A 25,685-nucleotide genomic window follows, 5' to 3' on the forward strand; every position below is an offset into this window, starting at 1 on the left:
AGTTTTAAATTTTAAATGTTTGTTGAATAGATTCGATAGGCATCAAAAGCATTTTTGAAAAATCCAAATAATAGAACGAATGTGCTTGTTTTCCTCTTTTAAATTGCTCCATGAAATATTTTATTTTCTTAGGATAAAATATTGTCCCAGTTAAAATAACCATAAACAAATACAAACTTCTTTTTCCATTTCCAAGAAGGTAATACTGCATCCCGATTTCTTCATAAACAGAAATTCCAGTATTGGTTAAAACATGAATAATATCATGATCCTCCAGTTTTTCCTGAATATCAAAATGATTTTTGAAGTGAAAATTTCCTAAACCATAGCCTAAACTATCTTTAGGGAAATTCATTAATTCGGTTTTATTGATTTCCCACGGATCATTTTTCTTAAAATACTTCTGATAAGGTTTTTTAGTGGTTTCGTATAATTTTTCAATTAAATAATCTCTCATACTTGGTTAGTTAAAAGTTCTTTGAGTTTCAAAGTGAATAATCAAATAAAAAAGCTAATTGGTTTTAAAATTAGCTTTTTTGTCGAATTTTAGTAATTATCAATTATAGTTTTAAGCAAATTTGAATCGTCCAGGTCAGAAGGGGCAACCACTTTTTCCTCTAACGGAATTTCATTGCCATATCTTTCTTTTAATATTTTTTGAACTCTTGGGTCTTCTAAATTAAAACTCTTCAATTCTCTTAGTTTTGAAAGCTCGATTCCGGCGGCGTTTTTATATATCTTCCAAACCAATTCAGAACAATAAATTCTAGTATCTGTCCATTCAAAATAAGCGTCATATTCTTTTCCATCAAACTGCTGGCTGTACTCTTTCATTTTTTCAAGAACAGCCGGAGTTAAAACTTTATCAGCATTTTTTAATCGTTTTACCACATATTTATTGTCTTTTCCGTGCTGAATCCATTCATCAAAAGGCGTAAGTTTTACAGGCTGAACGGCTTCAAAAACAAACCAATTTCCGTTTACATTGTAAATAATTCCGCAATGAGAAAATTTAGAATTAGTTGCAATTCGTACCGCTTCGCATTGAGGAGATTGTGAAGTTTGAAATATAATATCTCCATCCTGAATTTTACTCGATTCAGTTTTCGTTTCCGTCTTTGTTTTTGAAAACGGATTATTTGGAAAAACTTTCATAGCCACAAATAGCGCTAAGCCAAAACTTAGTGCGAATGTGATGATAAGGAAAATATATTTTTGTTTTTTCATGATGTGTTCAAATAGCAAATAAAGTACTTTGAGTTACAAAGTAAATAATAAAAAAAATAGTTACCAAATAAATGATAACTATTTTTAAAATATATTTTTGAAGAAGTATTAGATTCTAAAGATTCCTCCAACAGCAATAATTCTTTGAAAGTAATAAAAGTGCTGTGAGGCCTTATCATCGTTACTTACAGTAGTTTTAATATCGTGCATATCGATATAACCGCCTTTTAGTTCTCCCTGAAGGTAGAAATGTTTGAAGAAAGTAATATTTAGACCCGCTTTTGCAGAAATACCATAACCAGAAACATGAAAATCATCATGACGTTCTTTTCCTAAAAGAGTAGTATTGGTTTTAGGATATAAAATACCAGCTCCTAATCCTTCAGTCAAGTTAATCTGTACTTTGTCAATATTTGGAAGACTGAACAATTTCGAAATATCATCAAATCTTGAAACCTCTGTATTAATGTAATTTAAACCATCTGTATGTTCGTACATTAAAAAAGCAGGTCCATTTGGATTAGTAACCCCCATGTCATAACCACCTTCTATAGCACCATTTAAAGACATATCTACAGGTCTATTAACGTAATCTCCATTGTAAAGAGCAGCAGCAAGATCATTCGCAGGTAAATTAATATAACCATTAACTTTTGCTGTTTGATTCTGAGCCATTACATATTTCATATGATCAACACCAATTGTAACACTATAGTGATCACTAAAGAAATAACCCAATCTCAAATTCGTTTGAGGAATTGTCATATTAGCAGGGTTGATATAATCAACGTGCCATCCTTTTGGTTTATCATGAGCAGACATATCTTCTACTCTAAACTTATAATCTTTTCCAGTAAAAGTTACATCAGATTTTGAGTAACTTTCTCTGTTACCACCCCACATTACAAAGAATTTTCCTTTGTTGTGAGCAGTATATTTTTGTACAGGTATTTCTTCCTGAGCAAAAGTGTTTAATGAAAAACACAATAAGAAGAAAACTAAAATATTTGTTTTCAATGAACGTAATGTATTAAATTTAAAATGAGTTAACTGTTTTTCTGATAGCAACAAGCTTATTCATTAAACCTTCAAAATAGTCTAAATGAAGCATGTTAGCGCCATCACTTTTTGCGTTTGCAGGGTCAAAATGTGTTTCGATAAAAATTCCGTCAACACCAACTGCAATACCAGCTTTAGCAACAGTTTCGATCATATCAGGTCTTCCGCCCGTAACTCCGGCAGTTTGGTTTGGCTGTTGTAAAGAATGCGTAACATCTAATACCGTTGTTGCATATTGCTGCATAGTAGGAATTCCTCTAAAGTCAACAATCATGTCCTGGTAACCAAACATAGTACCACGATCTGTAACGACAACATTTTCGTTATTACAGTCTAATACTTTTTGTACAGCATGTTTCATACTTTCAGGACTCATAAATTGTCCTTTTTTCAAGTTTACCACTTTTCCCGTATTTGCAGCTGCCACAACTAAATCAGTTTGGCGAACTAAAAATGCAGGAATTTGTAAAACATCAACGTATTGTGCTGCCATGTCAGCATCTTCGTTAGTATGAATATCTGTAACTGTTGGAATTTGAAAAGTTTCAGAAACTTTTCTTAAAATTTTTAAAGCTTTTTCGTCCCCAATTCCAGAAAAACTGTCAATTCTGGAACGGTTTGCTTTTTTAAATGATCCTTTAAAAACATAAGGAATTTTAAGATTGTCGGTAATACCAACTAATTTTTCAGCAATTCTAAGAGCCATTTCCTCTCCTTCAATAGCGCAAGGTCCCGCCAATAAAAAGAAATTCCCGCTGTCAGTATGCTTAATTTGTGGAATATGTTGTAAGTTCATAAAATTATTTTTTTGCCCTGCAAAGGTAGTTATGATTTATGAATAGCAGATGAAGATTTAAGATTATTTTAAGAGCAATAATTGTTAAATATGTAATACTTTTCTGTACGTAATCGGTTTCTTTATTTTTAGTAAGAGTTTCTACACAAGAGTTATTATACCGTCAAATTAAATTCGGTTTTTAAAATGGTATTCAATTGATCATCTTCAAAAGGAATAAGTTCAGTAACTCCGTTTGTTACTGATTTTATCGAATTTTTAAATAGTATTTTTTTACCCAACGGGTTCTGTAAAACCACAATTAAGTTTTGTGTGAAAAATGAATCAGGATGTGAGTAATTGTAATGATTGGCAGGTTTAAAATCGATCCATCTTTGAGGAGTTAAATCAAACGAATATAGATCAGACCAATCTTTTCCAATTTTTATTTGCAGTAAATAGTCATCATCTTCTGTTTTTACCAAAGTAAAAGTATCAAAATCCTGCTGAATTTCAGTTCCAATTTGACTCAGTTTTAAAGGTTCTCTAATACTATTACCTCCAAATCCTAAATCAATCAAATAATCTTCATTTTCAATTTCAGCAATAATTGCTAAATGCGTTTTAGCATTTGGAATAGGATTAACCAATGGACGTACCGCAATATAATAATGTGGAAGACCAATTTCCTGAAGTAATAAAGAAAAGATTCCGTTAACCTGATAGCAATAGCCGCCACGATTTTTAGTTACGATGTGGCTTACAATATCATCACCAAGAAGAGAAATTGTTTTACCTGCCTGTACATCAAGATTTTCAAAAGGCACACTAAATATCTGACTTTGCATCAGTTTTTTTATTCCAGATAAGTCTAATTTAATTTCTTCTGAAAAATTGATTCTGTTTAAATATTGCTGTAAATCGAAACTTGGAGCTTCAATTTTATATTTTTTTGATTGTTCCATTTGATTAAATTTTATTTGTTTCGATAAGAAACAAGAGTGTTAGAAGCATATAGAAATGCTTATTTGTAAAGTTACAAATTCAGTAAGTTTTGAATTCGATTTTTTTGATTTTTTCTTTTGCCAGCTTGTTACCAATGCGCTGTTAACGCGAGCGTCCCGCTCATGCTAACGAGGATTAATCATTAACAATATTCTTTTTTGCTAATACAGCATTTAATACATTTAACAAAACTGTAGTATTCCAGTCATTTAAATAGCTGTAACCACGATTAACATTAACTGCATCATCTTTAGAATAAATAGCGAAATAGGTTGAATATCTTTTAGTTCGAACTTTTTCCCACGGAATTAGTACGTTTTTTTGTTTTAAAGATGAATTGCTAATTATGCTTAAACCATCTTTATTAAAAATAACTTCACCAATTTTGAATTCTTCGCCTTGTTCAGATTTCTGGATATAATTTGAAGTTAAATCTCCAAAATAAAAATCCCAAAGTGATAATAATATGTCATTACAAAGTTTATGATATTCGTCTTTCTTTCTGCCAAAGTAAGTTTTGAAATTAATCTTGATAACTTGATTATCATTACTTCGAATTGAAATTATATACTCACGTCCAAAAGTAAATTTATATTGCATCCACTTTACTCCGTAACTATATTCTAAAATTTGATCTTTTTTGAAGGTAACAAATGAATCATTTCTTAGATCTTTACTCTCGAATTTTAACTCGTTTTCATTAATGAATAATTTTCGAGGATAGTTATCTGTAATTCCTCTTCGTATAATAAACTCTTTTTGAACCATTTTATTTATCGCAATTGTTTTTTTAGTTTTTGGTAATGTAATCCAAACAAAATTTGTCCAGTAAAAAATAGAATGTTAATGCAAATATTTATAAAGACAATTATTTGTATAAGATTTACAAAACTATCAGCATCTAAAGAATGAAGATCAAATAGTTCAAAAACGCTTAGCAGTCCAATAAAAACTGCAGGAAATGTCATTAAAAAATGAATAAGGAATTTTTTTAAATTTAATTTGTTTGTAATTTTAGAAAGTTTCCAATAATAAACTGTGGTTATAAAAAGAATAATGAACTTAATTAAATTTGAAATTGTTCTTCCTGCAATAACATTGGTATGCCAGCCTGGAATCATTGATGATAAAAAATCTGATTGCAAATAGATGATATGATAAGGAAATAATAGAAGTAATAGAATTAAAAAAATAATAAAGGCTGATTTCGATTTGATCATTTTATAAGTCTAACTATTTGTAATTTTTTTTAATAAAATATTGAATAACAATAACAACAAAAAGAATTAAAGCAGAAATAAAAGTAAGTCCAATTAAACCAACAAATGGCATTCCGCATCTTGGTGAATTTGGATGTTGTTCAAAGTATTTTGAAAAATTATAAGAAGCAATACAATAAGAAGTAATTGCGAAAACAAATTGAAGAACTATATTAGTTATACATACGGTTTTAAACTTAAAAGAATAATTTCTGAAAATAGATATTGTCCCAAATATTATTTGAAATAATAAAGGAAGAACGATTAAAACGAGAGGAGTTATTCCTAACATATAGGGTTTAATATATAATTATTGTTTACTCCTTTTTCAAACTCAATCCCATCGGAACCATTAAAATTCCCTTTTCATATATATTTAAATACAGCGTAATAGGTTTTTTTTGTCCTTCCCAAGTCAGTTCGTATACATTTAAAAATCCGGCGCCCATACTGCTTCTTTTAGTTGGAAAAGGGCAGCAGGTTTCTAAGCGTTTATAAGTGATTTTTTCGCCGTTTGGTCCCGCTAAAGCATTCAAAAAACGAACCTCATTTGTCGCTTCATCCTGCGTATTTCTAAAAAATAGATTTACCGGATAATCAGGATCATAACCGTATTTTTTGTCTTTGCTAAATTGTGTAATAACAAACGTATTATTCTTATTTAAAATTAAATCAGGAGCATTATCATCTACATTTTTTAAAGTAGATTTTGTACTAATACAAGAAGTTACTGAAATTAATAGAACAATAAAAAGACTAATTTTTTTCATGGTTGAGGTTTATTTTGGTCACACAAATGTAAAAGGTTTTTTGTCACAGATTATAAATTCAAAAAGAAATAGAATAAAAAACTCCGTGATAATTTGTTTAATCTGTGTTATCAGCGTGCTATTATGCTTCCTTTTTTGAATTCAGTTTTAATATACCTTTTACAATCAGATATTGTGCCACAAGATAAGTAAGCATAATAATAAACGAACTTTTCTGAATTGGAAAATGAAACTTGTTGATTGCCAAAATACTATCAGAAATAACAAAAAATAATGCACCAAAAAAGACATATTGGTTCGCTGGTTTTTTCCAGATTAAAAGTCCGTTGTAAGCAAACAAAAGCATAACAGAAATTACGCTGGCATAAACGATAACCGGAATTTTTAAATCGCCTAACGCAGGTAGTAAAACCGATAACATTCCGATTAAATAACAGGCGATAACAAGGCTTCCGAAAATAAAAATTATAGTATCTCTTTTCATTTTCTCTTTAATCTGTCTGTTAAAAAGTACGCAATAAATGATGTGAGAGATTAGAAAAGAAACTAGTCCCAAAATAAAATAGATTTCGGCAATGTCTGCAAAAAGTAGAATTACGTCACCAATCCATGAAAATACCAATGCCGTTAAAAGAATATTTTGCGTTGGAAATTTTTTAGAAAAATACACTCCAACAATTAATAACGGAATTAAAGCCGGTTTTAAATAACAGTCTAAACTTTCATATCCCAGATATAAAAGCAGTAAATATATAAAGCTGAAAGCAATATAAATTTTAAAGAATACAGCATTTTTCATTATGTGGTTTGTGGGTTTATGGTTTGGTTTTGGTTAGCTTTAAAATCGATGGTTACAAAGTAAATCGTGATTAAAAACGATATACTTAAATAGCCCAGAATGATATAATTACTAAAGGAGAAAACAGAATTTAAACCAAACCAATCGCCGTAAAATGCTATAATTGTAATAGCGATCGATAACCTGAAACCTTCCCAAAAAATGGCAAACCTGCTTTTGTCCATTAATTCAGAATTGCTGTAAATGGTAACGAGGATAAAAAATCCGTAAACAAAGATATTTGGCAGGCCAATTTTGGCAATATTATCAAAAAGAAAACTGACAAACAAAAGCGTAATTAGAATTTGTGTAACCGACCAATAAATCAGTTTTTGCGAATTCTGAGTTCCGTATTTATTAAAATTAAAAACATCTTCAATTTTGTTTACAGGATATTTTTGTTCAAAATTTTCAGGCCGCCATCCGGTTGGCTTAAACCAGATGGTAAGTTTGTCTTTCCAGCTTTCGGCACGCCAGGCATCTTTTATTAATAACGTTAAATGCTGAAAATTTATTTTTATTGGATTCCATGTATTCGCTGGTCTTGTGATTCCGAAAACTGGTGGAACATCATCTAATTCTTCCTGAAAAGTACCAAAAAGTTTGTCCCAGAAAATAAAGATCTGTGAATGGTTTTTATCTAAATATTCAGGATTTATAGCGTGATGAACACGATGATGTGAAGGTGTAACTAAAATATGCTCCACAAATCCCATTTTTTTAATATGTTTGGTATGATACCAAAATTGTAAAAACAAGTGGAGTGGAAGCGTAATGGCAATTACAGAAGCCGGAACGCCTAATAACGCAGCAGGAATCAACAAGAAAGTAAACAAATTGACTAAACTCGCAATAGGCTGACGAAGCGCACAGGCGAGATTAAACTCTTCACTGCTGTGGTGAATAGCATGTTTGTTCCAAAGAAAATTAATTTGATGTGCCAGTCGGTGGCTCCAATAGCCATAAAAATCGATAACAAAAAAGGCAATAAAATAGGAGAGAATATTGGCTTCCTGATGAAAAACAGCAATTTTAGAAACCATCCATTCATAAGAAAGAAAAGTGACGCTGAGCCCTAAAACATCTTTTACAGAATTAGTAATTCCGGAGCTTATACTGGAAACGCTGTCGATTAATGGAGCAGTATCGTTCTTTTTGTAAATGCCGTATAGTTTTTCAATTACAATTAAAACCAGAAAAATCGGCATTGCGATAATTAATATTTTTCCATATTCTTCCATAAAAAAACATTCTATTTTATTTCAAATATAAAATAAAATAGAATGTTTTTTAAATTATTGGTAGATTAAACAATTTCGGCGCTCAGTCCGGCTTCCAAAAGTTGTGTACATTGAGGTTTTAATTTATCCATAGGCCCTGTTTTTACAGTGCATTTTCCGTTGTAATGTACAATTAAGGAACATTGTTCTGCTTGCTCAGGTGTGTGGTCACACACGCGCATTAAGGTATCAATTACGTGGTCAAAAGTGTTTACATCGTCATTATACACAATGATTTCGTTATTGAATCCGGTCGCTTCTTTTTCGCGAACTCTTTCTCTTACTTTTTCTTTAGTACTCATTTCTTTTTAGTTTTTTGTACTGCTGTAATTACTACTAACTAATTTACGTATTTTAATGAAACCCAGTTGTTTCTTTGAAGTTTTTTAACATAAGTCAATCCTTTTTCAGTGCACGAAGCATCGATAAACGGAATGTCTTCTTCATAAAAACCGCTAAATAAAATAATTCCGTTTTTGTTTAAACAATCTACATAACTCTGCATATCGTTTAATAAAATATTTCTGTTGATATTAGCGATAATCAAATCGTAACTTTTTCCGGCTAATAAAGCAGCATCGCCTTCGTAAACGCTAATATGTTTGCAATTATTGCGTTCGGCATTTTCGATAGAATTTAAATAACACCAATTGTCAATATCAATAGCATCGATTGGTTCAGCGCCTTTCATTTCTGCCAAAATAGCCAAAATAGCAGTTCCGCAGCCCATGTCTAAAGTTTTAAGACCTTTTACATCCATTTCTAATAAATGCTGAATCATCATATGTGTAGTTTCATGATGTCCGGTTCCAAAACTCATTTTAGGTTCGATTACGATATCAAATTCAGCATCGGTTTTTGGGTGAAAAGGAGCGCGAACATGGCATTTTCCGTCAACATCAATAGGTTCGAAATTCTTTTCCCATTCTTCGTTCCAGTTTACCTGATCGATTTCTTCAATTGTATATTCAATTTTAAACTCTTCTGATTGTAAAATATAAATATCATCCAGAATATTCTCATCCCATAAATCTTTCTTCACAAAAGCCGAAATTCCGTTTTCTGTTTCTGTAAAACTTTCAAAAGCTTTTTCGCCTAATTCAGCCACTAAAATTTCTGATCCAAGTTCTTTTGGCTCAATTGTAAAATGATATCCTAAATAAATATTCGACATAAATAATTTTTTTGCAAAGGTAAGAATCCAAAGCAGAAGTTGTTTAAAAATCTAAGTGAACATTATTAATTTAAGAATTATTTAAAACATAAAAAAAGCGATACTATTTAAGTATCGCTTATATTTTTTTTCTGCCACAGATTAAAAGGATTAAAAGGATTTTTTTTCTGCCGCGAATTCACTAATTTTTTTAATTTGAATTTGTGAATTCGTGGCGAAAAGTCATAGAAAATAAATCTGTGTAAATCTTTTTAATCTGTGGCTAATAAATTTAGATAGCCGTTACAATTGCTAAGAAATCATCTGCTTTTAATGCAGCACCTCCAATTAAACCACCATCAACGTCTGGTTTAGAGAAAATTTCTTTAGCATTGTCTGGTTTTACAGAACCACCGTATAAAATAGAAACTTCATCAGCGATTTCAGCTCCAAAGGCTTTACGGATAGTTTCTCTGATAAATTCGTGCATTTCCTGTGCCTGTTCTGGTGAAGCAGTTTCTCCAGTTCCAATTGCCCAAACAGGCTCATAAGCTAAAACAACTTTTGCCCAGGATTCTTTTGCAATGTGGAAAATTCCGTCACGTAATTGGTTTTCAACAATATTGAAATGATTTCCTGATTGACGATCTTTTAATTCTTCTCCAAAACAGAAAATTACAGTTAAATCATGTTTTAAAGCTGTATCTACTTTACTTGCGATTAATGCATCAGTTTCGTGGAAAATAGCTCTACGCTCAGAGTGACCTAAAATTACTGTATTAACACCAATACTTGTTAACATATCTGCAGAAATTTCTCCTGTAAAAGCACCGCCTTCAGCCTGGTGAACGTTTTGTGCAGCAACACCAATAGTTGTGTTTTTTACTTTTGCTACAGCAGCTTGTAAGTTTACAAATGTTGGAGCAACGATTACTTGTGCAGTAGTTTGTGCTGGTATTTTAGTGATTAATTCGCTTAACAATTCTTCAGTTTGTGCTGCGTTTTTATGCATTTTCCAGTTTCCTGCAACAATCTTTTTTCTCATTTTGGTAGTTTTTGTTATTTTTTAATTTTTTGTTTTTTGTTGTGATTTGTGTGCTGTTTAAGCTTGTTTTAAACTTTTTAAAGTTTCATTGATTTTATCAAAATCAGTTTCGATAGCACGGTAAAGAACAATTTTCCCTGTTTTGTCAATGATAATGTATCTTGGAATCCAGTCTAAATCGATCGCTTTTCCAAAAACACCTTTCATACCGTCGTTCATCATAAAATGATCGCCTTTTAATTCGTGTTTTTCAATTCCAATTTTCCATTTGTCAGCTGTTTTATCAGCAGAAAGAAATAAATACGAAACATCAGGATTATTAGCTTGCAGCTCCTTAACTTTTGGCATTGCTTTTACGCAGTCGCTGCACCATGAAGCCCACACTTCAATGACTAAAGTTTTTCCTTTATATTTTTTTAAAATGCTTTTGAAAGAAGTCTGACCTCCTTCAAGAGTTAATAATTTTTCAGACAAAGCTTCTTTAGAAAAACTTGTTTTCTGAGCTTGTGAGCATGAGAAAGTTATAAATGCGATAATAAGTAGTGCCGTTTGTTTCATGTGATAAATGATTTTTAACAAAGTTAAACAAACAATTGGAAAGCCAAATACAGATTAACAAAATTTGAAGAGTCATTTATTTTGTAACAAAAAGTTAATTTTCGGTTAGAAAATGAAGAATGAAAACGTAATAGTTGAGGATGAAATTCACGATTTTTTAAATATTGCTTTTTCGAACACAAAAAAATGATTGGATTTTTAGTTTTCTGAATGATTTTGGAAGCAAAAAAACGTCAGGTTTGAAGTAAAAAATCCTTTAATAAATTTAAATTATTAAAGGCTTTGCTATGTTTTTCTTTCGGGATTTTTAATTCAGCTCATAATTTCCATTTGCCCATTTTTTGCATGGAACAATCCATTCATCTAAAGCTTTATATAAAAAGCCATGTTTTAAATTCGTATTCAGTTCAATTTGTTTGAAATGATTTATTTTGAGTTTTGAAGTTTCTTTTCTTCTGATTGCCGAAACGCCATAAATATCTGATTTTTCATAAATGGTTAAAATGTTTCCGCAGAAATTAATATCCGGAATTTCTTCAATATCTACATCTCTAAAACATCCAATAAAAACAAAATTCACATCAGGATTTGCTAAATAGGTTGAAACATATTGTGCAATATAACCGCCTTTTGAAGTTCCAATTACGGTTATTTTGTTTGGTGAAACTCCTTTTTTTAAAAGCGTTTTGATTTGTTTTACGACTTTTTCTGCGTAATCAGAAGCATTTGTGTTTTTCTTTCTTTTTTCGCTAAAAACAATAAAATTATCTTTCCTGAATGATTCTAAAATTTCATTGTATTCGGCTTTGCCATATTCAGGATGCGGAGTATTCAAATCATTTTCTTCAACAAATTTATTATGAAAAAAGAAAATATAACGCTGGTCTGCAGTCTGGCTAAAAACTGTACTATTGCAAAGTATTATAAGTGATAAAATAAAAAACTTAATTGTATTTGGCATCGATTATTGGTTTTGAGTATCAATTAAAATCTTATAAACTCCAGTTGTTTTATCTTCCTGAAATTCTACATTTTTGATTTCCAGGGATGTTATTACAGTAGAACTACAATGCTCACTTTTTCTTTTTTCAGTAGAAACCTGAAACTCAAAAATACTTTTGTCTTCTATCTTTACAGCATATTTAAATGTTCCTGCATCCCATCCCATAGCATTGAAGCCAAGACGATAAAGATTATCTTCTTTTAGGTAAGCATATTGTATTATTTTGTTTTCGTTTAAATCAGTTATGGTTACCGCCTTTTTTGCATCAAATGTGCCATTTTTAAATAAATTCTCTCCAGAAGTTTTATCTACAAATTCAAAAGTAACAGAAGGTGGAGATGTAGTACAGTTATAAGGATCGCTTGTGCAGCCAAAACTAGTAATTATTAATAAAATAAGTGATAATTTAATTAATCTCTTCATAGGTTTGATTTTGTTTTTGATTGAGTCAAATATAGGATTATTATTATATTTAAAATCTTTTTCTTACTAAAAGATAATTGTAAATACTAATGATAAAAGGGAAAATTATAAAGGTAATCCAAATTGCAAATTGTTTGGGAACAGTTTGATAATAATAGTTTAAAAAGAAGACTGTACCAATAATGACAATACAAATCAGGGAATGAATTAGCGGCACCTGCTGATCTGAATACCTATTAATATGTTCGTCTTTGAGTTCTCTGAATTCTTCAAAATATCTTGAATTGAAAAATCTTTTCCATCTTGGCAGGAAACCAATAAGCATCATGAAATTCTGAATCATATAAATGCTTGAAACCCCTAAAAGAAAATATTGAATGGCAACGTATATTCCCTGTAGAATATCATCTGAGTTTGCAGTATTGTGATTTTCATAAATTGAATTTAGATTATCTATAGCAAAAAACATCATGATTATTGAGCTCCAGATACTTAAGATAAATTTGTTTCTGTTTGATAAATGAGTTTTTGTAAAAGCATGAAAAAAAGAAAATAATGAAAATGAAATACCAATAATTATTAAGGTTTGGGAAATTATGTTGTCAAAGTTGATCAAACCGTTATCAACTACCCAATATATCATGGCAATCGAGAGAAATAATGTTATGCCTTCTGTTAGTTTTGGAGTAATATTTCGTTCGTTAAATATTCGGGAATAAATAACATAAAAGACAAAGAATATAAAAGGCCAAAATACAAGGCATCTATTCAAAATGAATTCAAGACTGCAATTTGATTCATCAACTATACTGCATAAAAAAGAACCGAGGAGAAATATAAAAATAAAAGAAAGGATTCCTATAAAAACGGATGTTGTCCATTTATTTGAAATTCTCCTGCTTTCAAAAATTACTCCTGTAATTAATGCCAAAATCTGAAGAGAAACTAAATGTGTACCAGAAGATTTGTGAATATAAAAATCATAAGCTGCATAAATAATTAAAAATAATATAAATAAAAACAGGAAAGGATTTGAAAAAAACAGCCTTAGTAATTTTGTCATCATAGTTATAAATTGGTTTTATTTAAGATTTGGTTGTTGGTTTTGTGCTAAAAAAAACGCCAATATATCTAAAAAATAGAATATTGGCGTCTTTAATTGTTGTCAAATATTGTTAAATGCCATAAGCAACATCAGATAATTTTAAATCATCAACATCGTTGTAATGTACTTTTTGAACTACAGTTCCTTTGTGTAAAACCACGATACTTGGATTGGCTCTTTCGACAGTTTTTAAAGCTGTTGCATCGCAGAAATAAAAATCAACATCTAAATTGTATTGTTTTTTTGCTTTTGCAATTTCCTCAGCTCCAGAAGCCGTCATTGCAATTACTTTATAACCTTTTGCTTTTGCATCTGCAGCAACTTTTGCTAGTTTTTTCATTCCGTCAGGATTTGATAAAGCCAAATCATAGGTTACAAAAATTAAAAGTTTAGGCAGTTTTAATAATTCTGCTTTGTAGTCAGAATCATCTTTTGTCATTGTAAAATCGTGAATTGGCGGTACATAACCTTCTGTAATCACTTTGTCTTTTCTGTCCACAAAAGTAGCGCCTTCCGGAATATTCATTAAATCTTTCTCTGTAAATTCTTTATCAACTCCGTTTACTTTATAAATAAACACCATTTCAACTACAGATTTTGGTGCGCCTTCCGGAATTTCCATTCCTTTTTCGATGTTTGTTCCAACTTTGTATGGACGGAAATCTTTTATAGGATTATGATTTAAAACCCAATACGCCATAATTGCACTCAAAGTAACGCTTATTATTGTAATCGCATTTGTAACCGTATTTGAAAATAAAGGTTTTACTAATTTTTGATTGATGAATAAAATCAAAATAAAGAATAATAAAACAACATCTTTTGTGAATGACTGCCAAGGTGTTAAATGCAAAGCATCGCCAAAACATCCGCAATCTTTTACCACATCAAAATAAGCAGAGTAGAAGGTAAGGAACGTAAAAAAAACGATTAAAAGCAATAATGCCCAAATTGTTGTTTTAGCTTTATATCCCACTAGTAACATTACACCCAAAACTACTTCTAAAATTACCAGAAAAATAGCTAAACCTAAAGCCAATGGTTCTAAAAATGGCATATTGAAAACTGGTTCACTAAAATATTCGGCTAATTTATATGAGAACCCAACAGGATCATTTAGTTTGATTAATCCGGAAATGATAAATAATACACCGACAAATAATCGGGAGAATTGAGTAATGATGTTTTTCATAGGGTAAATATTAAATTTGAAATTCCAATATTTGAAAATCTAAATTCCAAAATCTTGTTGAAAAATTGGAATTTGGAATTTGTTTTTTGGAATTTTATTTGTTTATTGGGTTTAAAATCAAGGCAAAAACCGAGTAATTAATCATATCCTGATAATTTGCATCTATTCCTTCAGAAACTAAAGTCAGGCCTTTATTATCTTCAATTTGCTTTACGCGAAGTAACTTTTGCAAAATTAAATCGGTTAAAGAACTCACACGCATATCACGCCACGCTTCGCCATAATCGTGATTTTTAGCTTCCATTAAATCTTTGGTTAGTTTTACTTTAGCATCATATAATTCGGTTGCTTTTTCAACATCCAAATCCGGCTGATCAACAACGCCCAGCTCTAGCTGAATTAAAGCCATGATAGAATAATTGATGATTCCGATAAATTCTCCTTTTTCATCCTCATCAACTTTACGAACATCATTTTCCTGTAAACTTCTGATTCGTTGTGCTTTTATGAAAATTTGATCGGTCAATGAGGGAAGTCTTAAAATTCTCCATGCACTGCCGTAATCTTTCATTTTATTGATAAATAAGGTGCGGCAAACCGTAATTACATTATCAAATTCAAGGGAAGTATTCTTCATTTATTGCTGTATATTTGCTAAAATTTCTCCAAAAATAAGGATAATTTTTTAAGAGTTTCAAGTTTAAGGTTTTCTTTGTTTCAAGTTTTTTCTAAACAAATTGTTAATGCCGATAACTTGAAACTTAAAAATAATGTTTCAAGTTTCAGGTTTGAAGTTTCAAGTTGATGCAGATCGCGCAAGTTCTAGAACTTGAAACCTGAAACCTGAAACAAAAATAACAAAACAGATGACGATTAACTGCAAAGGCGAACTTATAGATTTATCGATTCCTAAAGTTATGGGGATTTTGAATGTTACGCCTAATTCTTTCTTTGATGGAGGAAAATATAAAAACGAAGATGAAATTATTTCTCAGGTAGATAAAATGCTGTCTGAAGGAGCTTCATTTATTGATATTGGAGCTTATTCAAGTAAACCAAGTGCCGAATTCGTTTCGGAACAAGAAGAAATCGACCGAATTGTTCCTGCCATAGAATTGATTTTAAAGCATTTTCCGAAAGCTTTATTATCAATAGATACATTTAGAGCCGAAGTTGCAAAAGCGAGCATAGAAAGTGGCGCAGCGATTATAAACGATATTGCAGCGGGAGAGTTAGACGATAAAATGTTTGATGTTATTGCAAAATATAACGTTCCCTACATTATGATGCACATGCGCGGTAATCCGCAGACTATGCAGAGTTTGACAGAATATGAAGATATTGTAAAAGAGATACTTTTCTATTTTTCTGAAAAAGTGAAACAGGCAAGAGCTTTAGGAATCAACGATTTGATTCTCGATCCAGGATTTGGTTTCGCTAAAACAACCGATCAGAATTATGAAGTCATGCAAAAAATGGAGCTTTTTAATCTTTTAGAATTGCCTGTTTTAGCTGGAATTTCAAGAAAATCAATGATTTATAAAACGCTTAATATAACTCCGCAAGAAGCTTTAAACGGAACAACTTTTTTAAATACAATTGCATTGACAAAAGGTGCGAAAATTTTAAGAATTCATGATGTAAAGGAAGCGATTGAATGTGTGGCTTTATACAACAAATTGAATTTGAATACTATTTAAACGACAGATTTGTCATTCCGAGGAACGAGGAATCGCACTCGGGATTCGACAAAGATTGGCGACATTCTGTGTGGAGTTTCTAGTGCGATTCCTCGTTCCTCGGAATGACAAACTTTGAGTAAAATCATTAGATAAAAAATTAAATAATATGAAATACTTCTCTTTGATCATAATCTGTTTATTATTTTCCTGCGAAAAAAAACAAGATGTTCTACTTCCAAAATCAAACATAACAATTGTAAAAGATGTACAAGATCTTTCACCAATTTATATCTTTTTTGAAACCGATGGAAAAGACACAATCGCAGATGTGAACCGAAAAAGTGCGATAATTTCAACCAACTGGATTTTCAATATTGACAAACGTCTGCCTCTAAAAGTAGTAATTCCGGAAGTAATGAAATTACAGGAAAAAAAGCGAGCCGACAGCGCCCACAAAAATGAAAATGCCGAAAATTATTATTCTTACGCAGATTCTATTGGGAAAAATTTAGCCTTTGTGCCTTTCACGAAAGTGTATTATAAAACAGAAAAACCAAGTAGAGAAAATTTGGTAGTTTACTTTAGAAAAGGAAAAAAACAGGTTTTTATGGCAAATAAGGAAATAAAAGTTTCAGAAATACTACAACGTTTCTACACTATAAAATTTGAAAGAGTGCCAGATTTGGTGTTTTTCTTCGATAAGAACATGACTTATGAAGAATACATACAATATAAAATTCTACTGCAAAAACATGTAACTTACAATCTAGATAAACTTCCAGTAGAGTTCATTAACTAAAAAACTGAGCACTGAAAACTGTGACTGAATACTAATTTTATTGATGATGATAAGGTTCATTACGTAAAATCGTAAATCCGCGATACAATTGTTCGATAAAAAATAAACGAACCATTTGATGCGAAAACGTCATCAGCGAAAGCGAAACTTTTCCCTGTGCTTTGCTGTAAACTGTATCAGAGAATCCGTATGGGCCGCCAATTACAAAAACCAAAGTTTTGATCCCCGAATTCATTTTCTTTTGCAGTTCTTCAGAAAAACCAACACTTGAGAAGTTTTTTCCATTTTCATCCAATAAAATCAATTGATCCGTTGGCGACAGTTTTGACAGAATCAATTCGCCTTCTTTTTCCTTTTGCTGACTTTCAGATAAGTTTTTTACATTTTTGATATCAGGAATAATCTCTAAATCAAATTTGATGTAAAACGACAAACGTTTGGTATAATCGTCAATCAAAGTTTGAAGCGATTTATTATCTGTTTTGCCAATGGCGATGAGTTTGATATTCATTGGGTAAAGTTTTTTTGCCACAAATTACACGAATTGTCACGAATTTTTTAAAATTAATTCAGTGTAAATCCGTTGAATCTGTAAAATCTGCGGGCTCTATTTTTTATTCTCAAAAACGGTTTCGAAATGTTCTACAACAGGAAACGGTTCGTAATAATGATGCAGAATCTTTTTCCATTCCAGATAAGCTTCAGAAGTTCTAAAACCTACTGTGTGATCTTCAAGAGTATTCCAATCGACTAACAAAAGATATTTGTTTTCGACTTCCAGGCATTTCTCTAATCGATGTCCTAAATAACCTTCAATAGACGAAATATATTGGCTTGCTTTTGCAAAATCAGCTTCAAATTGAGATGCTAATTCAGGTTTTACAAAAAGATATGCGGCTTCTAGAATCATAATTAAATTCAATTTACCTGCTGAATCTGCTAAATCTGCGGGAGAAAATTATACTCTCGCAGATTTAGCAGATTCAGCAGATTTTATTTTTTAATATTTTGACATAAAAAATCTGCGTTCATCAGCTTAAATCTGTTTAAAATCTGCGTGCAATTTCGCAAAGATGAGACAACTTTAGTTTTTAGAAAACTTCGCTTCAAAAGCTTTAAATCTATTATCAAGATCTTTAATCAATTGTTTTTTAACCGATTCATCTTGAATAAAACTGTAATTGATGCTGTTGTAAACGTATTTCTTTATTGTTTCATAATTAACATCCTGATATCTTTTTGCTAATAAAACATATTGTTCTGTCATATTGCTTCTTAAAATTCCCGCATCGTCTGTACTGATTACAATTGGTACATTAAATTCTTTGTAAAGCGTAAACGGATGTCTGTTTTCTTTTACCTTCAAAATGAATTCATTACTCACTAAATTGATTTCAATTGGAATATTATTTTTAGACATATATTTCAATAAATCGTATGAGTTTGCTTCGTAAGCAATATCAACTCCATGACCAATTCTATTTGCGCCGGCGATATGAATTGCGTCGTTAATATGCCAAGTTAAATCTTCTGGCTGTACCAAACCTAAAGTCAATTCACCAGCGTGAAGCGTATATTTTACATTTGGAAATTTAGAATGGCAGTATTTAAACATCTCCATGTGTAACCAATAATCTTTCATTGAATTTTCGCCATGTTCTGGAGAAACGATATTTACACCCGCAGTAAGTTTACTTTCACTTGAAGAAATAAAAGCGATAATTAAATTTTTGAATAAATCTACAGGTTCCATAAAACGCAGCACAAAGTTTTGATAACGCATTGTAAAACGCTCATCATCCATTTTTAAATCTTTGTGTAGTTTTGCTATGAAATTATTGTTGAAATCATCAGCATATTTTTTAGCGTCTTTTTTCTGAATCGATTTATACAATTCATCTAAAAGTTTTGTAACCGCTTTTTCGTCTTTTTGGATGGCTGCCTGACGCAATTTTGTATTGAAATCAGTTAAATCAGAAACATTCATATCACACGGAATCGTTGATAATTGCGTTTCGATATAGCTTACATTTTCGGCAATGGCGCGTTTTTTTAATTCGAGCATTCCTTCAGCAAAATGACCTGCAATAGTTGGTTCAAATTTCATAAAAGAATCAAAAAACTGATCATCAGAAGGAACAGAACCGTTATAATCTTTAACCGACCAAGTCTGCATTACTTGCTGTTGGTAATAATCTAATTTGCCATCATTTTTTAGAGAAGAAAAAGTCTGCCAGTTTCCTTTTTCAGGTTTGGTTTTCGAAACCGCCATGGTTTCTAAATTCAAATAAAAATCTTCTGCAATAGCTCTTTCTAAAAGCGGTTCTGCATAAACTGATCCTGAAAAATGATGGTGTAAATCGCCTCCTTTTGGCATTTGTTGAAAAAAAGCTGTTAAGAGAGCTTCATTATTTCTGATTTTTTCTAAATAACTATCAGCTGTTTGAGAAAAGCCGATTTGTGCTATAAAAATACAGAAAAGCGTAATTATCCTTGTCATACTCTAAGTTTAAATTACATGCAAATGTAAGAGTTTTGGAGCAGATTAAAAAATTGAATTTTGTGTGGTGGGTTTTTAACGCAAAGAGCGCTGAGATTTTTCGCAAAGTTCGCAAAGTTTTTTGGAAAATGGTTAAAGGTTTTTAAAGTTCGCTAAGCTGTGGTGTAAAGAATTTAAAAAGAGTTCCGAAGGAACAGTAAATATTGTAGGGATGGATTTTAATCCATTCACGCATGCAGAATCGATAATTTATGTCATTTCGACGTAAGGAGAAATCGCACTAGAAACTCGACAAAGGGAATCGTCAATCTTTGTGGATTCCCGAGTGCGATTTCTCCTTACGTCGAAATGACAAACTTGATGTCTATAAAATGCGAAAGACGCACTGCTGTGCGTCTCTACGAAAAAAACTTTGCGAACTTTGCGTAATTCTTTGTGTGCTTTACGGTTAAAAAAAACTCAGAACCTTAGTATCTCTTTTAAGAAAGTACATCACGTATTTCCTCAACCTTATCAAAAACGCTTTTTGCAAAAGGACAAAGCGGAATAATTTTTACATCGTTAGCTCTGGCATATTCTACAGCAGCCATAACTAATTTTTTACCGACACCTTTTCCGTTAAAATCTGGACTTACTTCGGTATGATCGATAATGAATTTTGAATCTCCAGCCCAGGTATATGTCATTTTTCCGGCTTCTTTTCCATCTTCGATGGCTTCAAAATATCCTTTTTTTGTATCGTTAATTTGTTGAATTTCCATGATTATATTAATGTGGTTTTAATTTCTATTGAGTGTGTAAGTGTTTTGTGAATTGGGCAGCTGTTAGCAATCGTTTCTAAACGTTGTCTTTGTGTTTCGTCGACTTCGCCAATTACTTCAATTTTTCTGGTAAATACTGATACACTTCGTTCAGAATCTCTTTCAAAATCAATTTTGACATTAATTTCTGAAACGTCCCATTGCTTACGATTGATATACATTCGTAAAGTAATTACGGTGCAGGAAGCCAATGATGCGGCCAAAAGTTCCGTTGGATTTAATCCTAAATTTTTCCCGCCCAATTCCTGTGGTTCGTCAGAAATTAAAACATTGTCGCTTGCTGATGTGATTTCCGTTCGATACAAACGAGTATCTATTTTTGCTGAGATTGTATCCATATTTATTTGATTCTTGGTTCAGGTAATGGAACAAATTCTGTTTCGCCCGGAACTTTTGGAAAAGTCTGTTCTGTCCAGTCTTTTTTAGCTTTTTCGATGAGGTTTTTGTCCGAAGAAACAAAATTCCAAAAGATGAAATGTTCTTCAGGAAATGGTTGTCCTCCAAAAATATAAACGGTAGAATTTTCGGCAATTTCAAACTCACAAAGCGTACTGTCGGTTGTAATTAATATCTGTTTTGGATCGTAAACGTGTTCTCCGCTTTTGATACTTCCTTCTAAAATATACAAACCGCTTTCGCCGAATAAATCCTTACCAATATTGATTTTTTTAGCCTCAGTACTTTTGATTTCTATAAAATAAAGCGGACTATAAACAGGAACCGGAGATTTTTTTCCAAAAGCTTCACCGGCAATTAATTTGTATGAAACTCCGTCTTCTTCCCAAGCCGGAATGTCATCTGCTTCAACATGCGCAAAATTGGGATCCATTTGCTCTAATTCTTTAGGAAGAGCCACCCAAATCTGCAATCCGTGAAGCATTTTGTCTGAATGTCTTAAATATTCAGGAGTTCTTTCAGAGTGAACGATTCCTTTTCCAGCTGTCATCCAGTTTACGGCACCTGGTTTTATTTCTAATTCTGTTCCTAAACTATCGCGGTGCATAATGCTTCCTTCAAATAAAAAAGTAAGCGTTGAAAGTCCGATATGCGGATGTGGAGGAACATCCATATTTTCATGATCACTTAAATGTGCAGGTCCCATATGATCGATAAATACAAATGGTCCAACTGCTCTTTTTTCACGGAAAGGCAATAATCTACCCACCATAAAGTTGCCAATATTGGCAGCACGTTCTTCGATAATTAAACTGATATTTGACATGTGGTATTTTTATTTGATTTGAAAACAAAATTACAGTTGCGATAGAAATCTGTAACTTAATTTAGATTAAGAAAAGTTGTTTATGGATTTTTCTGAATTATAAAAGTAAGCAAAATAGCTAGTTGTTCAAATTCATTTTTTATGATATTTCGGTTTTTTTGTCATTTCGACGAAGGAGAAATCTTCGCAAGAAACTCTACAAAGATTGGGTTTTCGTTGAGGAGCTGCTCGCGGAGATTTCTCCTTCGTCGAAATGACAAACAGGACGGTTAAAACTCTGATGATTTATGAAATTTGTTTAATCAATCAATCAATCAACTCAAATTCCAAAACCTCACTCTCAGTTCCATTAATAATAATCGACAACTGATGCGCTCCAGTATGAAAAACTCTCGTTGTAATCAGTTTAAAAGACTGATTTCTTTCGATTTTAGTTAATTGATTCGGCTGGTAAATCTTCTCACTGATTTTAAAGACTTTTTTCGCCAAATGCCCTTTTGCTTTTTTATAATGAACCGCATATTCTAACCGAATTGTTTTTGGTTCTTCATTTTTATTATTCAAATGAAATTGAAACTGCAAATAATCACCAATTTTCACAACAGGCGTTTTAATTTCAAAAGAAGAAAGCTCAATATTGGTGCTTTCTAAACCATAATGACCTAAAATTTCCGGATGACCTTGTTTCAATAAAGTTCGGCAGCCATGCTTAATAATTCCGTCGGTTTCCTTGCTGTGTCCTTTCCATTTATTGGCGATTTCTAACACAATTTGCGGATTATCTTTTGCAATATCATTTAAGTTATTGGCAACACTTCTGCGGACATATTCTGATGGATCGTTTTTCAGATTCTCTAAAATTGGAAGAATAGAAGAGGGATCTTTTTTAAGAAACGGAATCGCCATTGCCCACGGTAATCTTGGGCGTGAACCTTCGCTGGCTAATCTTCGAACATGATGATTTTCGTGTAAAGACCATTTTGTCATCTCTTCAATCATTTCTTCTTTATATTTTAAAATAAAAGGACGAACGGCAAATTCACAGCTTATAAATTGTGTTATAGAAACAAAGGCTTTCGCCGAAGTTTTAAAATCGTCTAAACCGTACATTTCGATATAATCGGCGAAGAAAATGAAAGCCAGATTGCTGTTTGCAAAATTATTTTTCTTTAGGTTTTTAATAATTTTATCAATTAAGGAAACGGCTTCAGGGAAATTTTGAGGCATAAATTGATGAAACACAACTGTGGTATGTTTCATTCTTTCTTTCCATTCTTTTTGAGTAAAATCACCTTCGTAAATTGTCTCAATAAATTTTTGTTTGTTGAATGCCGTATGTACTTCGGCGACAGCCTGACTGAATTTTTCGTAAAAAGAAACCGAATAAATATCTTTAATTAATCCCATAAATTTTGCTTGATTGAACCTCAAAGATATTTAATGTTTTTGAATTGTTGAGGGAGATTTTGCTTGAAAATATATAGACTTTAGATATTCGTGATAAAGATTTATGCCACAGATTAAAAGATTAGCACAGATTTTTTGAAATCATTTTAATCTTAATAATCCGTGGCTCATAAAAAAAAGTTAATAAGAAACTTTTAGCAGAAAGGAAACTTTTAAATCCATAAAATAAGTCCTAATTTAGCATATTATTAAAATTAGAAAAAATGATAAGCGAAGCTCAATTTCAAGCAGAATTGCAACTTTTGATAAGCAATGCCATTAGAGAAGATGTTGGACCGGGCGATTACAGTTCACTTGCCTGTATTCCCGATACTGCTCATGGCCAGGCAAAATTATTGGTAAAAGATCAGGGAATAATTGCCGGTGTTGAACTTGCTAAAATGATATTCGAACATGTAGATCCAAAATTAAAAGTAAAAACTTTTATTGAAGATGGAACGCATGTAGAATACGGAGAAGTTGTTTTTGAAGTTTCAGGAAGCTCACAGTCTATTTTAAAGGCAGAAAGAGTGGTTTTGAATACCATGCAGCGTATGTCTGCCATTGCGACAAAAACAAATCATTTGATGAAGCTTTTAGAAGGAACAAACGCTAAAATATTAGATACACGTAAAACAACGCCAAATTTTAGAGTTGCCGAAAAATGGGCTGTAAAAATAGGCGGAGGCGAAAATCACCGTTTTGCCCTTTATGATATGGTTATGCTAAAAGATAATCATATTGATTTTGCAGGTGGAATAACACGCGCTATTTCAAAAACTAAAGAATATCTAAAAGAGAATAATCTAGATTTGAAAATCATTGTTGAAGCCCGTAATTTAGATGAAATTAGAGAAATTTTGCTGAGCGACGGCGTTCACAGAATCCTGATTGACAACTTTAATTATGAAGATACAAAAACGGCAGTAAATTTGATTGGTACAAAATGCCAGACAGAATCATCTGGAAATATCAGCGAAAAAACAGTCCGCGAATATGCTTTATGCGGTGTAAATTATATTTCTTCAGGCGCTTTAACGCATTCTGTTTATAATATGGATTTGAGCTTAAAGGCTTTTTAATGAAGTTATGAATTTTGAGTTATAAGTTATGAGTTTGATTGTAATCTAAAATTAAAACTCTAAAATCTAAAATCAAATATATGTCGAAAGAGATAGAAGATCGGATTGAAAAATTGCCCATAATACGCAATGTGGCCCGACTTTTTAAAAGAATAAAACTCCCTTGGTTAGAGGGATTTTCTTTGTATGATTTACTCGAAATGTACACTTTAGGAATTCTTGAAGGAGCTTTTTCGTATCATGCAAGCGCGGTTTCTTTTAGCTTTTTTATGGCTTTGTTTCCTTTTACGTTATTTATTCTAAACTTAATTCCGTTTATTCCTATTGATAATTTTCAAAATGACTTTCTGCAGTTTGTGCAACAAGGCGTTCCTCCAAATACTTATGATGCAATTAGTAAAATTATCAGCGATATTTTAAATAATAGTCATTCAGGCTTATTATCTTCGGGATTTTTGCTTTCTATTTTCTTGATGGCAAATGGTATTAACGGAATTTTAAGCGGTTTTGAATCGTCTAAACACGTATTTGACAAACGCGGATTTTTTAGTCAGTATTTGGTGGCATTGGCAATTTCGCTTGTAATGACTATTATATTGTTTGTAACAGTGGCTACAATTGTTGTTTTTGAGGTTTTTATTCAAAAAACAATCATTCAGGATGTATTGAGTGATCGTATTCCGCTCATAATTTTGGGACGATATTTATTCGTTGTTTTAATGATTTTGATAACATCTTCAATATTATTGCGTTATGGTACAAAACAGTACAATAAAGTGCCTTTTATAAGCATTGGATCTGTTTTTACAACGATACTAATTGTTATATCTTCGTTCTTTTTTGGGATTTGGGTTATAAAATTTTCAAAATACAACGAACTTTATGGTTCTATTGGAACATTATTAATTCTAATGTTTTATATTTGGATAAACTGTATGATTCTGCTTTTAGGGTTCGAATTGAACGCTTCTATCAGAAAATTAAAACAAAAAAAAAATAAATAATATGAAAAATTGGATGTTAACGATTGGTGTGTTTTTCTTTGCAATGAGTATTCAGGCTCAAAGTGTTATAGGAAAATGGAAGACCATAGATGATGAAACGGGAGAAGCTAAATCTGTAGTTGAGATTTACGAAAAATCAGGAAAAATTTACGGGAAGGTAACAGAAATACTTCGCGAGAATCATAAAAAAGACGTTTGTGTAAAGTGTGAAGGAGCAGAAAAAAACAAACCAATTTTAGGAATGACCATTATAAACGGTCTTAAAAAAGACGGTGCTGAATATAACGGCGGAACAATTTTAGACCCAACAAGCGGTAAAAAATACAAATGTTATATCTCATTAGAATCTGCAGATAAATTAAAACTTCGCGGGTATGTTGGAATTTCTATTATGGGAAGAACTCAATACTGGACACGCGTAAAAAATTAATTCAAAA

The 25,685-nt window shown here is 31.6% G+C and carries 30 protein-coding genes; 5 read left to right on the forward strand and 25 right to left on the reverse strand.

From position 1 onward, the window contains the following. Nucleotides 1–4: 4 nt before the first annotated feature. The 18 genes from FLAPXU55_RS10795 to FLAPXU55_RS10880 all read right to left on the reverse strand — a co-directional run bounded on the left by FLAPXU55_RS10795 (nt 5) and on the right by FLAPXU55_RS10880 (nt 15,329). Nucleotides 5–457, reverse strand: a complete 453-nt coding sequence (locus FLAPXU55_RS10795) for a hypothetical protein (protein ID WP_180857662.1) — start codon at nt 455–457, stop codon at nt 5–7. An 89-nt stretch (nt 458–546) separates the two neighbouring features. Continuing rightward, complete coding sequence (locus FLAPXU55_RS10800; protein ID WP_180857663.1) at nt 547–1,227, reverse strand: YiiX family permuted papain-like enzyme; 681 nt, start codon at nt 1,225–1,227, stop codon at nt 547–549. A 108-nt stretch (nt 1,228–1,335) separates the two neighbouring features. Then, nucleotides 1,336–2,244, reverse strand: a complete 909-nt coding sequence (locus tag FLAPXU55_RS10805) for a hypothetical protein (RefSeq protein WP_180857664.1) — start codon at nt 2,242–2,244, stop codon at nt 1,336–1,338. 19 nt (nt 2,245–2,263) lie between these two features. Further along, the gene (gene kdsA / locus FLAPXU55_RS10810) at nt 2,264–3,082 is read right to left on the reverse strand and encodes a 3-deoxy-8-phosphooctulonate synthase (RefSeq protein WP_180857665.1); all 819 of its coding nucleotides are present in this window, start codon (nt 3,080–3,082) and stop codon (nt 2,264–2,266) included. A gap of 155 nt (nt 3,083–3,237) precedes the next feature. Next, entirely contained in the window at nt 3,238–4,026 is a 789-nt protein-coding gene (locus FLAPXU55_RS10815; RefSeq protein WP_180857666.1) for an arylamine N-acetyltransferase family protein, read from the reverse strand. Between the two features lie 175 nt (nt 4,027–4,201). Next, complete coding sequence (locus FLAPXU55_RS10820) at nt 4,202–4,834, reverse strand: hypothetical protein (RefSeq protein WP_180857667.1); 633 nt, start codon at nt 4,832–4,834, stop codon at nt 4,202–4,204. An 808-nt stretch (nt 4,835–5,642) separates the two neighbouring features. Further along, a complete protein-coding gene (locus tag FLAPXU55_RS10825) occupies nt 5,643–6,095 on the reverse strand; it encodes a hypothetical protein (protein WP_053473487.1) in 453 nt (150 codons plus the stop codon). 121 nt (nt 6,096–6,216) lie between these two features. Then, complete coding sequence (locus FLAPXU55_RS10830) at nt 6,217–6,894, reverse strand: lysoplasmalogenase (protein WP_180857668.1); 678 nt, start codon at nt 6,892–6,894, stop codon at nt 6,217–6,219. Then, nucleotides 6,894–8,174, reverse strand: a complete 1,281-nt coding sequence (locus FLAPXU55_RS10835; protein ID WP_180857669.1) for a sterol desaturase family protein — start codon at nt 8,172–8,174, stop codon at nt 6,894–6,896. The genes FLAPXU55_RS10830 and FLAPXU55_RS10835 overlap by 1 nt, the downstream gene beginning before the upstream one ends. A gap of 65 nt (nt 8,175–8,239) precedes the next feature. Continuing rightward, complete coding sequence (locus FLAPXU55_RS10840) at nt 8,240–8,515, reverse strand: ATP-dependent Clp protease adaptor ClpS (RefSeq protein ID WP_053473484.1); 276 nt, start codon at nt 8,513–8,515, stop codon at nt 8,240–8,242. A gap of 38 nt (nt 8,516–8,553) precedes the next feature. Continuing rightward, nucleotides 8,554–9,387: a 50S ribosomal protein L11 methyltransferase gene (gene prmA, locus FLAPXU55_RS10845; protein ID WP_053473483.1), complete on the reverse strand. Its 834-nt coding sequence runs from the start codon at nt 9,385–9,387 to the stop codon at nt 8,554–8,556. A 271-nt stretch (nt 9,388–9,658) separates the two neighbouring features. Continuing rightward, a complete protein-coding gene (gene tpiA / locus FLAPXU55_RS10850) occupies nt 9,659–10,411 on the reverse strand; it encodes a triose-phosphate isomerase (RefSeq protein ID WP_053473482.1) in 753 nt (250 codons plus the stop codon). Between the two features lie 57 nt (nt 10,412–10,468). Continuing rightward, nucleotides 10,469–10,969, reverse strand: a complete 501-nt coding sequence (locus tag FLAPXU55_RS10855; protein ID WP_180857670.1) for a TlpA family protein disulfide reductase — start codon at nt 10,967–10,969, stop codon at nt 10,469–10,471. A gap of 307 nt (nt 10,970–11,276) precedes the next feature. Then, nucleotides 11,277–11,930, reverse strand: coding sequence for an alpha/beta hydrolase (locus FLAPXU55_RS10860; RefSeq protein WP_180857671.1), 654 nt, complete (start codon nt 11,928–11,930; stop codon nt 11,277–11,279). Between the two features lie 3 nt (nt 11,931–11,933). Further along, complete coding sequence (locus tag FLAPXU55_RS10865) at nt 11,934–12,395, reverse strand: hypothetical protein (RefSeq protein WP_180857672.1); 462 nt, start codon at nt 12,393–12,395, stop codon at nt 11,934–11,936. 49 nt (nt 12,396–12,444) lie between these two features. Further along, a complete protein-coding gene (locus FLAPXU55_RS10870) occupies nt 12,445–13,461 on the reverse strand; it encodes a hypothetical protein (protein WP_180857673.1) in 1,017 nt (338 codons plus the stop codon). 109 nt (nt 13,462–13,570) lie between these two features. After that, the gene (locus tag FLAPXU55_RS10875; RefSeq protein ID WP_180857674.1) at nt 13,571–14,692 is read right to left on the reverse strand and encodes a BT_3928 family protein; all 1,122 of its coding nucleotides are present in this window, start codon (nt 14,690–14,692) and stop codon (nt 13,571–13,573) included. Between the two features lie 94 nt (nt 14,693–14,786). Then, a complete protein-coding gene (locus FLAPXU55_RS10880) occupies nt 14,787–15,329 on the reverse strand; it encodes a DUF1599 domain-containing protein (RefSeq protein ID WP_053473476.1) in 543 nt (180 codons plus the stop codon). Nucleotides 15,330–15,558: 229 nt separating this feature from the next. On the opposite strand from FLAPXU55_RS10880, the gene folP reads away from it, so the two are divergent. Together folP and FLAPXU55_RS10890 are read left to right on the forward strand one after the other, a co-directional pair. Then, nucleotides 15,559–16,392, forward strand: coding sequence for a dihydropteroate synthase (gene folP / locus FLAPXU55_RS10885; RefSeq protein ID WP_180857675.1), 834 nt, complete (start codon nt 15,559–15,561; stop codon nt 16,390–16,392). Nucleotides 16,393–16,540: 148 nt separating this feature from the next. Beyond that, nucleotides 16,541–17,173, forward strand: a complete 633-nt coding sequence (locus FLAPXU55_RS10890; protein ID WP_180857676.1) for a hypothetical protein — start codon at nt 16,541–16,543, stop codon at nt 17,171–17,173. 37 nt (nt 17,174–17,210) lie between these two features. On the opposite strand, the gene rlmH is transcribed toward FLAPXU55_RS10890, so the two are convergent. The 7 genes from rlmH to FLAPXU55_RS10925 all read right to left on the reverse strand — a co-directional run bounded on the left by rlmH (nt 17,211) and on the right by FLAPXU55_RS10925 (nt 23,123). Further along, complete coding sequence (gene rlmH, locus FLAPXU55_RS10895) at nt 17,211–17,684, reverse strand: 23S rRNA (pseudouridine(1915)-N(3))-methyltransferase RlmH (RefSeq protein WP_053473473.1); 474 nt, start codon at nt 17,682–17,684, stop codon at nt 17,211–17,213. A 96-nt stretch (nt 17,685–17,780) separates the two neighbouring features. Continuing rightward, the gene (locus FLAPXU55_RS10900; RefSeq protein WP_180857677.1) at nt 17,781–18,083 is read right to left on the reverse strand and encodes an antibiotic biosynthesis monooxygenase family protein; all 303 of its coding nucleotides are present in this window, start codon (nt 18,081–18,083) and stop codon (nt 17,781–17,783) included. A gap of 174 nt (nt 18,084–18,257) precedes the next feature. Next, nucleotides 18,258–19,673, reverse strand: a complete 1,416-nt coding sequence (locus tag FLAPXU55_RS10905) for an amidohydrolase family protein (RefSeq protein ID WP_180857678.1) — start codon at nt 19,671–19,673, stop codon at nt 18,258–18,260. Nucleotides 19,674–20,152: 479 nt separating this feature from the next. Next, nucleotides 20,153–20,434: a GNAT family N-acetyltransferase gene (locus tag FLAPXU55_RS10910; protein ID WP_180857679.1), complete on the reverse strand. Its 282-nt coding sequence runs from the start codon at nt 20,432–20,434 to the stop codon at nt 20,153–20,155. Nucleotides 20,435–20,436: 2 nt separating this feature from the next. After that, the gene (locus FLAPXU55_RS10915) at nt 20,437–20,832 is read right to left on the reverse strand and encodes an OsmC family protein (protein ID WP_053473469.1); all 396 of its coding nucleotides are present in this window, start codon (nt 20,830–20,832) and stop codon (nt 20,437–20,439) included. A gap of 2 nt (nt 20,833–20,834) precedes the next feature. Then, a complete protein-coding gene (locus FLAPXU55_RS10920; RefSeq protein ID WP_053473468.1) occupies nt 20,835–21,716 on the reverse strand; it encodes a pirin family protein in 882 nt (293 codons plus the stop codon). 306 nt (nt 21,717–22,022) lie between these two features. Beyond that, nucleotides 22,023–23,123, reverse strand: a complete 1,101-nt coding sequence (locus FLAPXU55_RS10925) for a DNA alkylation repair protein (RefSeq protein ID WP_180857680.1) — start codon at nt 23,121–23,123, stop codon at nt 22,023–22,025. 263 nt (nt 23,124–23,386) lie between these two features. Here FLAPXU55_RS10925 and nadC point away from each other — a divergent pair, with 263 nt between their 5' ends. From nadC to FLAPXU55_RS10940, 3 genes are all read left to right on the forward strand, one after another. After that, nucleotides 23,387–24,244, forward strand: coding sequence for a carboxylating nicotinate-nucleotide diphosphorylase (gene nadC / locus FLAPXU55_RS10930; protein WP_180857681.1), 858 nt, complete (start codon nt 23,387–23,389; stop codon nt 24,242–24,244). A gap of 80 nt (nt 24,245–24,324) precedes the next feature. After that, a complete protein-coding gene (locus tag FLAPXU55_RS10935; RefSeq protein WP_053473465.1) occupies nt 24,325–25,248 on the forward strand; it encodes a YihY/virulence factor BrkB family protein in 924 nt (307 codons plus the stop codon). Nucleotide 25,249: 1 nt separating this feature from the next. Further along, entirely contained in the window at nt 25,250–25,678 is a 429-nt protein-coding gene (locus tag FLAPXU55_RS10940) for a DUF2147 domain-containing protein (protein WP_180857682.1), read from the forward strand. The last annotated feature ends 7 nt before the right edge of the window (nt 25,679–25,685 follow it).

Origin of the sequence: Flavobacterium panici, from assembly GCF_903819335.1 — a bacterium.
In the GTDB taxonomy this organism is placed as follows: Bacteria; Bacteroidota; Bacteroidia; order Flavobacteriales; family Flavobacteriaceae; genus Flavobacterium; species Flavobacterium panici.